The organism is Psychrobacter sp. AH5 (genome assembly GCF_040371085.1).
Taxonomy (GTDB): Bacteria; Pseudomonadota; Gammaproteobacteria; order Pseudomonadales; family Moraxellaceae; genus Psychrobacter.
Window position 1 is genome coordinate 1,798,828 of the sequence record NZ_JAMBMT010000001.1, and the last position, 14,131, is coordinate 1,812,958.

Consider the following 14,131-nt stretch of genomic DNA (forward strand, 5'->3'; position numbering starts at 1 on the left):
TTAGCACTTATGCACAATGAAATTGCCAAATTTGTAACTGCTAATGTATAGCGCTTTTGTCTTGACTCAGTCCGCAGGTCGTATATAACTCTCTAGTCGCTTGATAGCATGATCAAGCACATCGAGGCGAGCACGGCGCTTATCATTAGTAGCGACAATACACCAAGGAGCATTTTTAGTATGGGTATACGCTAGCATATCCGCGGCCGCTTGCACATAGTCGGACCATTTCTCACGGTTACGCCAGTCATCATCGGTGAGTTTGAACTGCTTATGCGGCGTCTCACGCCTAGCTTCAAAACGCTTTAACTGCTCTTTTTTGTCAATCGCTAACCAGTACTTGATGACAATAGTACCAGCGGCTTGCAAATCAGCCTCAAAGCGATTGATCTCGCCATAAGCGCGTTGCCAATCGCTTTGAGGCGCTAATTGCTCAATACGCTCAACTAAGACGCGCCCATACCAAGTTCGATCAAAGATGGCGATACGACTAAGACGATCAGTTTGCTCATTAGGCAGCTTAGTCCAAAAGCGCCATAGATAAGGGTGTTGTAGCTCATAGAGCATCGGCGCGCCAATGTTATATATCTGGTACTCGCGTGGATCGAGCGGCGCCACCATTCTTTTGATAGAGCCGCCCTTGCCCGCGGCATCCATACCCTCAAAAGCAAAAATCACATGACGACCCTTTCGCGCCCGAATCAGTTCTGCAAACCTTGCCTGTTTATCGGCCAGCTCCTCTTTATAATCTGACTTATCCAGATCATGATCTTTGATATCGGTTAGCACTTTGGGAATGTCGGTAGCACTAAAAGCAGTTGATGCAAAATCACTCTTCTTTTTTAAGGCTGTGCGCGAGGGTTTAGTGTCATTGTGTGCGTTTGCTTTGACGGGACTTTCGCTACTTACTAGCGCCTCTTGCATAGCGTGTAGTACTTCGTGACAAAAGCTAATAGTCGCTTGCGATTTGTCATTGCCATCGATGATGACCCAGTCGCCTTGCTGGCGCAAAATAGTCTCAGCTATTGAATTAAACTGCGCCAATACCTTCTCATCGCTCCAGTCGATCTGATATAGATACTGCGGATCGGCTTCTTTATCATTGAGACGCTCTTTTAGCGTATCAGCGTCGATATGAAACCAGCATTTGAGTACTTTGGTTTGATTCGCTGCCAAATCGCGCTCAAAAACTTGCAAATCCTCTAATTGCTTTTTTAGATAAGTGCGCCAGTCCATCGTTGGCAAAGCTTGCACGGCATTTGACTCATGAGCCACACTATAGATAGCTGAGCTGGCTTTTTTATTATCGCTGTCGTTTTTATCTGGCTCATCTAGGTTTTGTTGCGCGGCCATCATACGCATGACGTTATAAATCAAATCAGCGTACCAGTTACCAAAATAGACCATCACATCGCCATGACGCGGCATAGCGGCGGTATGAGCTTGCCAAATCGGCTGATAAGCTAGGGGCGGATAGCCGATGGTAGCCTCCACTTTTAGCAGCCTTGGATCTACCCATTGACGCAGCTGCTTGACCGAGCGCCCCTTGCCCGCTTGCTCCATACCGTTTACTAGCACTAATAAACCTGTAGGCTTATTCGCAGGCGGCGGGGTTTGTTGCCTAGTGGCTCTAAGAGCGAACTGGGCGGTGACAAGTGCTAGTCTTAGCTCCTCTTCATCCATCGAGAACTCGCTAAGCGGATTGGGTATTAAGCGGCGATTAACCACTTCTGGGTCTAAACCATCGCTAACCGCTTCTCGCTTATTACCCTCAGGTTTATCATTAGGTTTTTTACTAGGCTTAGTAGCATTAGATTTATTTTTGGACATGATAATGACTCACTTTTTCGTTATTATAGAATGATAATAGCATTCGCTTGCTCGATGGATAATATCGCTGTGTAACAGTTTGCCATTTGTATTGTTTTTTATTTAGGGGTAACTTCTTATTAGAGTGGTATGATTGTTTGATATAGCTTGATAATTGACAGCGATAAATAAGCGTAGCTTTTTTATTGGATATAAAAGATTTTTAGGATTGGATTGGTATTATTTTATTGAAATAACTGTACTAACATTACATAGGATTAGCTGTCATGACTGCTTTTTTAGAGTTGCAACAACATCTAACTCGTTACTGGGCGCTACCCTATCATGACGATGAAACGCTTAATCGCGCGCTAAATGAAGTACAGACTTGGCAGCGTCTTCGCATTCAGCGTACGCATAAAGAGCTATTTTCGCAGCCTAATAATAGATTGATGGCAAATTATTTTTTGACTCAATTATATGGCGGCGAGAAATTCAAACTATTGGCAGTACAATTAGCGCGAGTTTTGCCAAAGGCACAAAAACTTGAGCGTTTGGTAAAAGAGTCAGTATTAGAGACCGCGAGCATGTCCATTCAGGCGGCTATACTAGCGATTGAGATGGATTTGCATTTGGCTCAGTGGTTAGTCGATCGTAATTTACCAGTGAATGAAAAAAACGTCATGCTCGCTTATAGTGTCCTTGATGAATCGGCTGAGCGCCGTGAGCAGCTTAGTAATCTAAAAGAGGTCTGCTATCGTACCGATAAATATTTTAATTCTTTTTTACTCCAAAAAGCTTTTGCCTTAGCCAAAAGCACCGCTTATAGTCTCAACTATCAGCCTTTATATGATTTTGTGGAAGCAGGGTTTGCCGCGATGAAGCCACTTGAAAGCGTTAGCAGCTTTATTGATCCCTTTTGCGCTCGTGAGCTTGAGATTATTGAACAAATACACCAGGCTAATAAAGGCAAAAGTAGAGGCTTTGATGTATCATAGGCAGACCAAAAAGCGCAAGATATAAGCCGTTTTGTTATAACCACTCTCATTATCTTTTAACTATCAGGTTTGGATAAATTTTATATAGGATTTTTTGATGTCTGCATTATCAGAATTACAGCACCATTTAGCCCGTTTTTGGCAACTGCCTCATCATGACAATGAAGCGCTAAAAGTTAAATTAGATCAAGTCCAAGCTTGGCAGCGTGCGCGTATTGAAAAAACTCATGCCGATGCCTTTGGCAAACCAAAAAATAAGCTTATGGCAAATTATTTTTTGAACCAGCTCTATGGCGGTGATGAATTCAAAAAACTAGCAGAACAACTCCAGCGTATCGTCCCTAAAGCCAAAAAAGTAGAGCGTTTTGCGCCTGCCTCCGCTTTAGAAACCGGTAGCATGGCTATTTATGCCTCTGTTCTAGCTATGGAGTTGGATGTTCATTTAGCTCAGTGGTTACTGGCACAAGAGTTGCCTGTCAATGAGGAAAATATGCTTAGCGCTTATCGCGCGGTCGATGAAGGCGATAAACGCCGCGAGCAGCTGGATAATCTAAAAGAGGTTTGTTACCGCGCTGACAAATATGTTAACTCGTTTATGATCCGCAAAGCTTTTGGGATGACTAAGCGCACCGCTTATCGTCATAATTACCAGCCATTATACGACTTTATTGACGACGGCTTTACCGCGATGCGCCCTCTTGATAGTGTCAAAGGTTTTATCGACCCCTTTTGTGCGCGCGAGCTTGAGATTATCAACCAAGTTCATGCCAATACTGATAGCAGCGCGGCATCGGTGTTTGCAGTAGCCTAACTTTATTTGCGTAATAGTCCTTATGCCTGACGCATGATGGATAAGAAATAGGAAAAGCTTATGACTGACAATAACAACTACACTCTCGATAATAATATCGACACAGCGGCTGTCAGCAATACTGATATAAAATCTAGCAGTCATAGCGACTTACAAGATAAGTTGATCAAAGATAGCATCGCTAATAATCAAAATATCACCGCTCAAGTACAAGCGCGCCAAAGCTCTGAGCCCAAAATTGAGAATCAAGCTTCTATGAACACTAATAATCAAAGCTCTACTAGCAGTAATAATGACGACTTTACATCAGTACAAAGCCTACCTATTGGCACCCCGCAAGGTCAACAAACCACTATGACTAAAGACCATACAACCCCTCGTACTAATGATAAAGCGCAGGCTCAAGCTCACTCTCAGCCTAATAGTGCCTCAACTAAGCAAAGCGTATTTAATCAGCGTGATGATATCAATAATCCGCACACACCTGAAACCGATGGCTTAGAGCAGACCCATTTTGGTTATAAAACCGTCAATAAAGCTGAAAAGCAAGCGCGCGTAGCCGATGTCTTTACTTCAGTCGCCAAAAAATACGATATTATGAATGATTTGATGTCGTTCGGTATTCACCGCTTATGGAAGCGCTTTGCTATTAGCTTATCGGGTGTTCGCGCTGGTCAACAAGTCCTTGATATCGCCGGTGGTACGGGCGATTTGGCCAAAGTCTTTAGCCGTGAAGTTGGCCGTAGTGGACACGTTGTGTTATCGGATATCAACGCTGCTATGCTTGAGGTTGGCCGTGAGCGCCTGATTAATGCTGGCTGCAATAACGTTGATTTTGTGCTTGCCAATGCTGAGACTTTAGCGCCCTTTGATGACGAGAGTTTTGATCTATTGACCATCAGCTTTGGTCTACGTAATGTCACGGATAAAGATGCAGCGCTACGCTCTATGTACCGCGTACTTAAGCCCGGTGGTCGTTTATTGATATTGGAATTCTCTAAACCTATCTTTGAGCCATTATCCAAAGCTTATGATTTGTACTCATTCACCGCTTTACCGATGATGGGTAAAATCGTCGCCAATGACTCTGAGAGTTATCAGTATCTAGCCGAATCCATCCGTATGCATCCCGATCAGCAGACGCTCAAGCAAATGATGGAGCAAGCGGGTTTTGTTAATTGTGATTATCATAATCTAACGGCAGGTATCGTAGCGGTGCATCGCGGCTTTAAAGCCTAACTCTGAGCTTGCACAGCTCAAAGTTTAAAGCTCAAAAATCTAACCTTATTTACGTGAGAATATTATGCTAACGGTGTTACTTTTGGCAGGTGCCGAGAAGCTTATCAATGTCGCTCTTATGAGCGATGAGATTACCCAAGCTGGCCTTGAGCCTTTGGCTGGTAAAGTGCTACGTCTCAATATGACGATGCCTGAAATCCACTTAGATGTGATATTCAATCATAAACGGCTGCGTTTTGAGCCTGTGACCACCCCATGCGTGTTTGAGACGCGCGGCGGTGATTCCTTAGATGAACGCGCGCAAGCGGATTTGGATATGGCACAGATCGGTCATAGCGCTCCTGATTGTATCATTAATGTTGATAATCCAGCGCAGCTACTCAATCTGCTACGCGAGCCAAAAGGCAATCTGCCTATTGAAGGCGACTATAAAGTACTGATGCAGCTCAAGCAGCTAGTTGCAGGCTTTGATCCTGATATTGCCGGTCAGCTAGAGCCGCTGATTGGCAAACCTTTAGCAAGCCAGCTGCAACTGCTTATCAAACAGCTTAAATGGAGCTTACGTCACAGTGGTAAACGCGTCTTTGACGATGTCACCGACTGGGCAAATGACATAGCGGGTACTAGCGAACCTGACCCAATCGACAAAGCAGAAACCGATGATCTAAAACAGCAACTGCTTAAGCTACGAGCCGATGTCGAGCGTGAAGAAGCTAAGCTTTTAGCGTTAAAAATGGAACAAGCACGTCTTAGGCAAAACCAATAATTTGTCTCATACTTAATAGCTATTTCACTATTACTGTCATTAACGTACTGGTTCTAACCTTGTACCCTATTCTAGAGTAATTATAGTCCATGCTACTATCTCACCGCGCACGCTTACTTGAGCTTTGGCGTATTGCCGCCAGTTATCGTCTTGATACTCATTTATCCGTCGAAGAGGCGCCGCAGCTCCAGCCTATTGCGCGTTTACTGCGTCTACATCCTGCCGCTTGGGGTAAAAAACATCAGCCCAATGCCGTCAAATACGCGTTAGAAGATATGGGTACGCTGTTTTTGAAGTTAGGCCAACTGCTCTCGACCCGCCGCGACTTAGTTCCTCCAAGCATTATCGAGCAATTAGTACAACTACAAGACCAAGTAAAACCTTTCGCCGTTGATACCGCTATCGCTCAAATCGAAGATAATAAGCATGGCTTAGGTCAAACTATCGATAGTTTATTTGCCCGTTTCGATACCAAGCCTTTAGCCGCTGCCTCCATCGCACAAGTGCATACCGCCGCCCTGCCAGATGGCCGTGAAGTGGTGGTCAAAGTAGTGCGTCCTGATATCCGTAACACTATTATCGCCGACTTTGAGCTACTACGTGAGGTTGCGAGCTGGGCATCTGCGCGGATAGAAGCAGCACGTGCAGTACATATCATCGATATTGTGGAGGACTACCGGCAAGTGATGCTCAATGAGCTGGACTTGACGCTAGAGGCCGATAATACCACTAAGATGCGTAATAACTTTTTGGGCTCAGCATTAATGTATGTGCCGGAAGTCTATGACGCCTCAAAGAATGTGATGATAATGGAGCGCATCCAAGGCGTGCCAATCTCGCAAGTAGAAATCTTCGATCAGCTTGGCTACGACCGTGCCGCTTTAGCAAAAAAAGGCCTGACGATATTTTTTACGCAAGTGTTCCGTGATAACTTCTTTCATGCCGATATGCATCCGGGCAATGTCTTTGTTGAGACCCCACCAGTTAAGACGCTTAATCTCAGTGCAAGCTCTGATGCGGGTGCTAATGCAGGACCGATCGATTTAGGTCATGAGCCAAGATACATTGGTCTTGACTGCGCCATCATGGGTACGTTGTCTAAGGAAGATCAGCTGATAGTCGCGCGCATGCTACTTGCGGTGATGAATAATAACTTTACTGCTTTAGTCGATATCGTCAGCCGCGCCAGCTGGATACCGCCTAATACCGATAAGCACGCCCTGATACGAGATATGCGCCGTACCGTTGGCCCTATGCTCCAAAAATCAATCAATGAGATTGATTTTGCTGGCGTATTGATGCAGATATTAGATATAGCGCGTCGCCATCATATGAGTATTCCGCCGCAGCTTACGCTGCTGCTAAAGACTTTAGTGCATGTCGAAGGTCTAGGCCGCGACCTGTATCCTGAGCTTGATATCTGGTCATTAGCTAAGCCGATCTTAAGCGGCTGGATCAAAGAGCAGCTTGATCCTATGCGTAACTTACAGCAGCTACGAAAACAGCTGCCGGAGATTTTATTATCCAGTACCGATATTCCAAAGCTACTCGATCAGGGTCTGCAAAGTCTCGCCTCACAAGGCTCCAGACAAGACAGCCAACTGCGTGAGATGCAGCAAATACGCGCTGATATGCTCAATGATCGTCGCCGCGACTGGTTAGCCTTGGCAGGATTTGGCATTAGTATCGCCATTGCTACGCAAGTCATCGGTTGGCTTGCGCCACTGTTTTATATTTTAGCGGTGCTAGCGGTGATTTGGCGTATTTTAGCTTAGGACGTGTTGCAACTATCTTGTTTAAAAATCCTGTTATTTAAAGCACTACTATTAGATTTTAAAAAGCTATTCATAGCTTAGGAGCTACTTATGTCCACCACTGACCTCGCTGACAATACTGAACAAGCTATGCAAGAAAACGATAGTAATAAAGCAACAGTTGTTCAGCCAGACTATAGCGCTGCCATTGCCGCGCTAAAAGCAAGATTTGCTAAGCAGCTCAGTACCAATGCAACCATTCGTGAGCAGCACGGTCACACTATGACTTGGCTGACCAATCAGCCGCCTGATGCGGTGCTAACCGCTTATGATAAGCATGAAGTCGCCGCTGCTGTGGCTATCTGTAATAAGCATAAAATGCCGGTGATTGCCTTTGGTATTGGCTCTTCTTTAGAAGGTCAGCTTAATGCGCCGTACGGTGGTCTCTGTATCGATATGCATGCGATGGATGCTATTTTGCAGGTTCATAATGAAGATTTGACCGTCACCGTACAGCCCGGCGTCACTCGCGAACAGCTCAATCACTATTTGCGCGATACCGGGCTTTTCTTCCCGATAGATCCAGGCGCTAATGCTAGCATTGGTGGTATGGTCGCTACGCGCGCTTCAGGCACTAACGCGGTTCGTTACGGCACTATGAAAGATGTGGTACTCGCGCTTGAGGTAGTGACTGCCAGTGGTGAGATAATCCGTACCGGTACTCGCGCCAAAAAGTCTGCCGCCGGTTATGATTTAACGCGCTTAATGATTGGCTCTGAGGGCACGCTTGGCATAGTTACCGAAGTGACGCTGAAACTATTTGGTATTAGCGAATGTATCGGCAGCGGACTTTGTCATTTTCCAAGTATTGAAGAGGCCTGTCAGGCAGTGATGCTGACCATTCAGATGTGTCTGCCCATTGCTCGTATTGAGCTGTTAGATAGCCTGCAAGTTAAAGCCTGCAATCGCTATGCTAATTTAGACTTGCTTGAAACGCCAACTTTGTTTGTCGAGTTCCATGGTACTGAGGCTAGCGTACGCGAACAGGCGGAGAGCTTTAATGAAATTATTAGAGAATTCAATGGCACTGACTTTGTTTGGGATACTAATGAGGCGGAGCGCAAACGTCTGTGGCAAGCTCGGCACAACGCCTATCATGCCAGCTCAGCGTTGCGACCTGAGGCCAGCGCTTTATCGACGGATGCTTGCGTGCCTATTTCAGGCTTAGCAGAATGCGTCAGCGCTACCGCTAAAGATATTGAAGAGTCGGGTATGTTAGGCCCTATCGTTGGTCATGTCGGTGATGGAAACTTTCATGTGCTACTACTAGTTGATACCGATAATCCTGAGGAAGTAGCTACAGCGGACGCTATTATTAGTCGTCTAGCGGTACGGGCTATCGAGATGGACGGCACTTGCACCGGCGAGCATGGGATTGGCCAAGGTAAGCAGAAGTATATGGCGCAAGAACATGGCAATGCCGTCGCGATGATGCAAGCTATTAAAGCCGCGCTCGATCCTAATAATATTCTTAATCCTGGTAAGATCTGGCCACAGCCGTTGTCAATAAACGATTAGTAAGCTAATAATATAGTAAGTTCGATATAAAAAAAGGCAGCGGTACTGATAAAATCAGAAAGCGCTAACTTATTAAGTTAGCGCTTTTTTGCTTAATAATAGTCGTCCCCTCACTCAATCTGATCGATAGCCATCTGCGTTAATATCCTTCCGCGCGCGGTACGTAATACGTAGCCTTGCTGAATAAGATAAGGCTCAATGACATCCTCCAAAGTCCCTCTATCCTCAGCCATAGCAGCAGCGACCGCTTCTACCCCAGCAGGACCGCCATCGAAACGTTCTAGCAAAATCTCGATATAGCGTCTATCTAAGTGATCAAGACCGCGTCTATCGACCGCTAGCATATCAAGCGCGCTTGCCGCTATTACGCCATTGATACTACCATCGCCGCGCACTTCAGCATAGTCGCGCACTCGGCGCAGCAAGCGATTGGCAATTCTAGGCGTACCACGCGCACGGCGGGCAATCTCCACCGCTCCATCCTCAGTCATTGGCACTCGCATCAAACGCGCGGCCCGGCTAACGATAGTGGTTAGATCAGCAATATTATAAAACTCTAAGCGCTGTACGATACCGAAGCGATCTCGTAGCGGCGAAGTCAACAAACCTGCGCGTGTTGTCGCTGCAACCAAGGTAAAGGGCGGCAAATCAAGCTTAATAGAGCGCGCCGCTGGCCCCTCACCAATCATAATATCAAGCTGAAAATCCTCCATCGCCGGATATAGGATTTCTTCGATAACCGGGCTTAAGCGGTGAATCTCATCGATAAATAATACATCGCCCGCCTCTAGGTTCGTCAGCATAGCCGCCAAGTCGCCAGCGCGCTCAAGCACCGGCCCTGAGGTTGAGCGTAGATTGCCGCCCATCTCGCGGGCGATAATATTAGCCAGCGTAGTCTTACCCAAACCTGGCGGACCAAAGATAAGGGTATGATCTAGCGCTTCATCCCGGGCGCGCGCGGCACCGATGAATACCTCCATCTGTTCGCGCACTACTGGCTGTCCAATATACTCTGCAAGCAGTGCCGGACGAATATTAGCATCAGGTGCATCACCTGCGCCTTCTAAAGGATTAATTAATCGCTCTTGCGTCATAGGTTTTATCATTTTATAAAAGTATTAGGATATCAAATAGCATAACCAAAGTAGCTATATAAGTCATGCAAAAACATCATTGAATCAATAATATAAGCGACATCTAATGTCGCCTATTTTTAATTACCAGCTGTATAAGCTTTTATTAAAATTTTGACATCTGCTGCAGCGTCGCTTTGAGTAAGCTTTGGGTATCATTAAAAGCTACCCCTTCACTCTTAGCCGCTTTGATGGCTTGCTGGGCTTCTTTTTCTTTATACCCTAGGCTAATCAGTGCCCCTTCGACCTCAGCGATGATACTACCCTCAGCAGAGATTACCACTGGCTCTAAGCTAAACTCCAATGAGCTATTATCTACCTCGATATTTTTTAGCTTATCTTTGAGCTCAATGAGTAGCCTTTGCGCGGTTTTTTTGCCGATACCCGGAATACGAGTTAGCGCCACTTCGGAGTCTTGCTCAACGTGCATTTTTAGCTCAGCCGCTGACATAGCCGAAAGCATCGCCAGAGCCATTTTTGCGCCGACACCATTGATTTTTATCAATTGCCGAAACACATCACGCTCTTTACGATCAATAAAGCCATACAGCAGCTGCGCATCTTCACGCACGTGAAAGTGCGTCCAAATGCTCGCTTGCTGCTCTAGCTGTAATTGACAAAACGAAGGCAAAGGTAGCTCTATATCATAACCCACGCCCGAGGCAGTCATGATGCAAGCGGTTGGTGCCATCAAGTGCTGTACCTGACCTGTAATCAGTCCTATCATAATGCACTACCCATCGTTGATGATATTAAAAGCTACCTTAAATCAAGCTACTTTGACCAAGAATAATTGATAAAGCGACTACTGATAAAAATCAACCATGCCCTCAAGACTAATAGGGCGAATCTTATGAGCTTGTCCAGCTGAACCAAAAGCCTCAAAACGATTGGTACAGATATCTGACATCGCTTTCATAGAAGCTTTGAAGTATTTGCGCGGATCAAATTCACTAGGGTTCTCTGCTAAGAACTGACGAATAGCACCGGTTGAGGCCAAACGCAGATCGGTATCGATATTAACTTTACGTACCCCATGTTTGATCGCTTCAACGATTTGCTCAACTGGTACGCCATAAGTCTCACCGATCTCACCACCATAATCGTTAATGACTTTTAGCCACTCCTGCGGCACAGAGGACGAGCCGTGCATCACTAGATGAGTGTTCGGAATGCGCGCGTGAATCTCTTTGACACGCTCAATAGATAAGATATCACCAGTCGGTGGACGGGTGAATTTGTAAGCGCCATGACTAGTACCAATCGCAATCGCTAGCGCATCAACTTGGGTGTCTTTGACGAACTGCTCAGCTTCATCCGCGCTAGTGAGTAGCTGCTCTTGACCCAATACGCCTTCTGCGCCAGAGCCATCTTCTTCGCCTGCCATACCGGTCTCAAGGCTTCCTAAACAGCCAATCTCACCCTCTACGGACACTCCGCAGGCATGAGCGAACTTGACCACCTCACGCGTAACGCTAGCATTATAGTCATAATCCATTGGAGTCTTGCCGTCTTCTCCCAATGAGCCATCCATCATCACCGATGAAAAGCCTTGCTGAATAGAGCGTTGGCAAATAGCAGGTGACATGCCATGATCTTGATGCATGACTACCGGAATATGCGGCCACTCTTCAATCGCCGCTGTAATTAGGTGGCGCAAAAAAGCCGATCCTGCGTAAGTGCGTGCCCCTGCACTAGCTTGTACGATAACTGGTGAATCACAGCTATCTGCCGCCATCATGATAGCGCGCATCTGCTCTAAATTATTGACATTGAAGGCAGGAACGCCATAGCTGTGCTCAGCGGCATGATCAAGTAGCTGACGTAGGGATATTAAAGCCATAAAACGCTCTCTATATAATAGTAAAAAATATTTTAAAAAATAATAATGTTGATGCTAATCTTCGCGCAGCAATTATAGCAAAATATGCCTCACTCTCGTAGTGCTTGCGCCGCTATTTATTTATCTAAGCCGTCCACTACCGCAATCTATTATTAACGTCTTATATAAATTCTTTAAACACAAAAAAGCCTTGGCGATAACCAAAGCTTTTTAGATATATTAGACTTATTTGAGCTAGTTTAGCAGTTTAAACCGTAATTAGTACTGTTGATCCGCTTCAACTGCAACTTCGTTAGCACCGTCAGCGACTGTATTAGCGCCATCGGCAACCGCAGAAGCCGTACCTTCAACCGCATCATTAGTACCATCAGCAATAGCATCACCAGTATTGGCTAGCGCGTCGGTGGCAGCAGCACCAGCAGTTTCAGCGCCTTCAGCAATCTCTGTACCAGCGTTTTGCGCGGCAGCTTCAGCATCTGCAGCAGCCATTTCAGCTTCAGCGGCAGCAGCATCGGTGTTGGCAGCGATATCATCACCAGCAGACTCAACAGTAGCTTCTGCGTTGTCTTCGGTTTGTTGGCTACATGCAGTGACTGCAAAAGTACCAGCAAGTAAGCTGGCAAGTAATAAATGACGTTTTAACATAATAAACCTCTCGTAAATAATGCATGTCAAAATACATGGTTTGGCTATTCTATAGCTAGCAAATAAGACATGCAATCATAATTTTTAGTATATTCACAATATAATAAACGCTAAGCGAGCCTACTATTCATTGGCATCATATAAAGATAGCGCTTAACAATACATTGATAGACTACCTGAGATGATTTACTAAGTTTGTACCTCTAGTGTTACTAATAATATTGCCGCTGTTAGCGCTCGGCTACTATTTGCAAGGCCGCTACTGCTGGCAGGGTTTTGCCTTCAACAAATTCTAAAAAGGCACCGCCGCCTGTGGACATATAGCTTACGCCATCAGCCACTTGATACTTATCGATAGCCGCTAATGTATCGCCGCCGCCGGCTATCGAAAACCCAGCGCTCGCTTTGACAGCTTTAGCAATAATTTGAGTACCAGTCCCAAAAGCGTCCACTTCAAAGACGCCAACAGGGCCATTCCAAAGAATAGTTTTGGCTTGTTTGATAGCCTCAGCCAATTGCTCAGCGCTAGCTTCAGCGATATCCAAAATCATGTCATCGGCACCGATATCACTGACAGCTTTTATGCTAGCTTTGGCTTGCTGCAATGAGCCATTAAAATCAGCAAAATCGATAGCGTTTTTATCAGCGGTAACCACATACTCTGGTAGTAAAATCTGCGTCTTACTCATAATCTCACGCGCGCTATCTACTAAATCAGCCTCATAGAGCGAGGATCCTACGCTATAGCCTTTGGCTGCTAAGAAAGTATTGGCTATGCCGCCGCCGACGATGATTTGGCTACAAACCTCAGCCAAACTATGCAGCACTTCAAGCTTTGTGGATACTTTTGAGCCGCCAACGATAGCTAACATTGGCTGCGCTGGGGTCTCTAGCGCCAAGCTTAAAGCATCAAGCTCAGCGGCTAATAATGGCCCAGCACAGGCTGTTTTGCCCGCTTTTTGCATCGCTTTAGTGACGCCTTCTGTCGAGGCCTGCGCGCGATGTGCGGTACCAAAAGCATCCATTACAAACACATCACACAAGTCAGCGTAACGTTGTGACAAGCTTGCATCGTTAGTTTTTTCACCTTTATTAAAGCGAACATTCTCTAGCAGCACCACCTCTTTTGCCTCAATATTGACAGCTTGCTCAAGATAGTCGTTGTTTAAGGTAACAGGCTTAGCTATTTTATCTCCAAGCTTCTCAGTTAGATAATCGGCTACCGGCGCTAATGAGTATTTATCTTCAAAGCTCCCTTCGCTGGGGCGTCCTAGATGCGAGCAAACAATCACTGCAGCGCCCTTAGCTAAAGCCATCTCAATAGTAGGTAGACTCGCCTGCAATCGAGCATCACTCATAACCTTGCCATCTTTGATCGGCACATTGAGATCTTCACGAATTAGCACTACTTTATCGGTTAATTCCAGCTCACTCATACGCAAAAAATTCATTACTACTCCTATCCGCTTATCGCTTAGCTATTGGTTTTGGCCCGAATTCTGATGTCGCATTTTAGCGGACAGCTTGGCTATTGTCACCCTATATAGAGGCTATT

General features: G+C 45.7%; 12 protein-coding genes. 6 read left to right on the plus strand and 6 right to left on the minus strand.

Going from position 1 to position 14,131, the window contains the following annotated elements; genetic code table 11:
* Positions 1-66: 66 nt before the first annotated feature.
* Positions 67-1,830 (minus strand): ATPase, encoded by a 1,764-nt coding sequence (locus tag M0N77_RS07580; RefSeq protein WP_353104621.1) that lies wholly within the window; start codon positions 1,828-1,830, stop codon positions 67-69.
* A gap of 266 nt (positions 1,831-2,096) precedes the next feature.
* Between M0N77_RS07580 and M0N77_RS07585 the strand changes: the two genes are divergently transcribed.
* The 6 genes from M0N77_RS07585 (at position 2,097) to M0N77_RS07610 (ending at position 8,955) form a co-directional block, all read left to right on the plus strand.
* Positions 2,097-2,807, plus strand: a complete 711-nt coding sequence (locus tag M0N77_RS07585; RefSeq protein ID WP_353104622.1) for a hypothetical protein — start codon at positions 2,097-2,099, stop codon at positions 2,805-2,807.
* A gap of 97 nt (positions 2,808-2,904) precedes the next feature.
* The gene (locus tag M0N77_RS07590) at positions 2,905-3,618 is read left to right on the plus strand and encodes a hypothetical protein (protein WP_353104623.1); all 714 of its coding nucleotides are present in this window, start codon (positions 2,905-2,907) and stop codon (positions 3,616-3,618) included.
* A gap of 255 nt (positions 3,619-3,873) precedes the next feature.
* Positions 3,874-4,857 carry a bifunctional demethylmenaquinone methyltransferase/2-methoxy-6-polyprenyl-1,4-benzoquinol methylase UbiE gene (ubiE, locus tag M0N77_RS07595; RefSeq protein ID WP_371834225.1) on the plus strand — a complete coding sequence of 328 codons (984 nt, stop codon included), beginning with the start codon at positions 3,874-3,876 and terminating at the stop codon, positions 4,855-4,857.
* A 64-nt stretch (positions 4,858-4,921) separates the two neighbouring features.
* Entirely contained in the window at positions 4,922-5,623 is a 702-nt protein-coding gene (locus tag M0N77_RS07600; RefSeq protein WP_353104625.1) for a hypothetical protein, read from the plus strand.
* An 89-nt stretch (positions 5,624-5,712) separates the two neighbouring features.
* A complete protein-coding gene (locus M0N77_RS07605) occupies positions 5,713-7,398 on the plus strand; it encodes an AarF/UbiB family protein (RefSeq protein WP_353104626.1) in 1,686 nt (561 codons plus the stop codon).
* A 129-nt stretch (positions 7,399-7,527) separates the two neighbouring features.
* Positions 7,528-8,955, plus strand: a complete 1,428-nt coding sequence (locus M0N77_RS07610) for an FAD-linked oxidase C-terminal domain-containing protein (RefSeq protein ID WP_353105595.1) — start codon at positions 7,528-7,530, stop codon at positions 8,953-8,955.
* Between the two features lie 110 nt (positions 8,956-9,065).
* Here M0N77_RS07610 and ruvB read toward each other — a convergent pair whose 3' ends face one another.
* The 5 genes from ruvB to M0N77_RS07635 all read right to left on the minus strand — a co-directional run bounded on the left by ruvB (position 9,066) and on the right by M0N77_RS07635 (position 14,027).
* A complete protein-coding gene (gene ruvB, locus M0N77_RS07615; protein WP_353104627.1) occupies positions 9,066-10,049 on the minus strand; it encodes a Holliday junction branch migration DNA helicase RuvB in 984 nt (327 codons plus the stop codon).
* Positions 10,050-10,194: 145 nt separating this feature from the next.
* Positions 10,195-10,815, minus strand: a complete 621-nt coding sequence (ruvA, locus tag M0N77_RS07620) for a Holliday junction branch migration protein RuvA (protein ID WP_353104628.1) — start codon at positions 10,813-10,815, stop codon at positions 10,195-10,197.
* A 78-nt stretch (positions 10,816-10,893) separates the two neighbouring features.
* Complete coding sequence (fba, locus tag M0N77_RS07625; RefSeq protein WP_353104629.1) at positions 10,894-11,931, minus strand: class II fructose-bisphosphate aldolase; 1,038 nt, start codon at positions 11,929-11,931, stop codon at positions 10,894-10,896.
* A 258-nt stretch (positions 11,932-12,189) separates the two neighbouring features.
* The gene (locus M0N77_RS07630; RefSeq protein WP_353104630.1) at positions 12,190-12,576 is read right to left on the minus strand and encodes a hypothetical protein; all 387 of its coding nucleotides are present in this window, start codon (positions 12,574-12,576) and stop codon (positions 12,190-12,192) included.
* A gap of 230 nt (positions 12,577-12,806) precedes the next feature.
* On the minus strand, positions 12,807-14,027 hold the full coding sequence (locus M0N77_RS07635; RefSeq protein WP_353104631.1) for a phosphoglycerate kinase: 1,221 nt from the start codon (positions 14,025-14,027) through the stop codon (positions 12,807-12,809).
* Positions 14,028-14,131 lie beyond the last annotated feature (104 nt).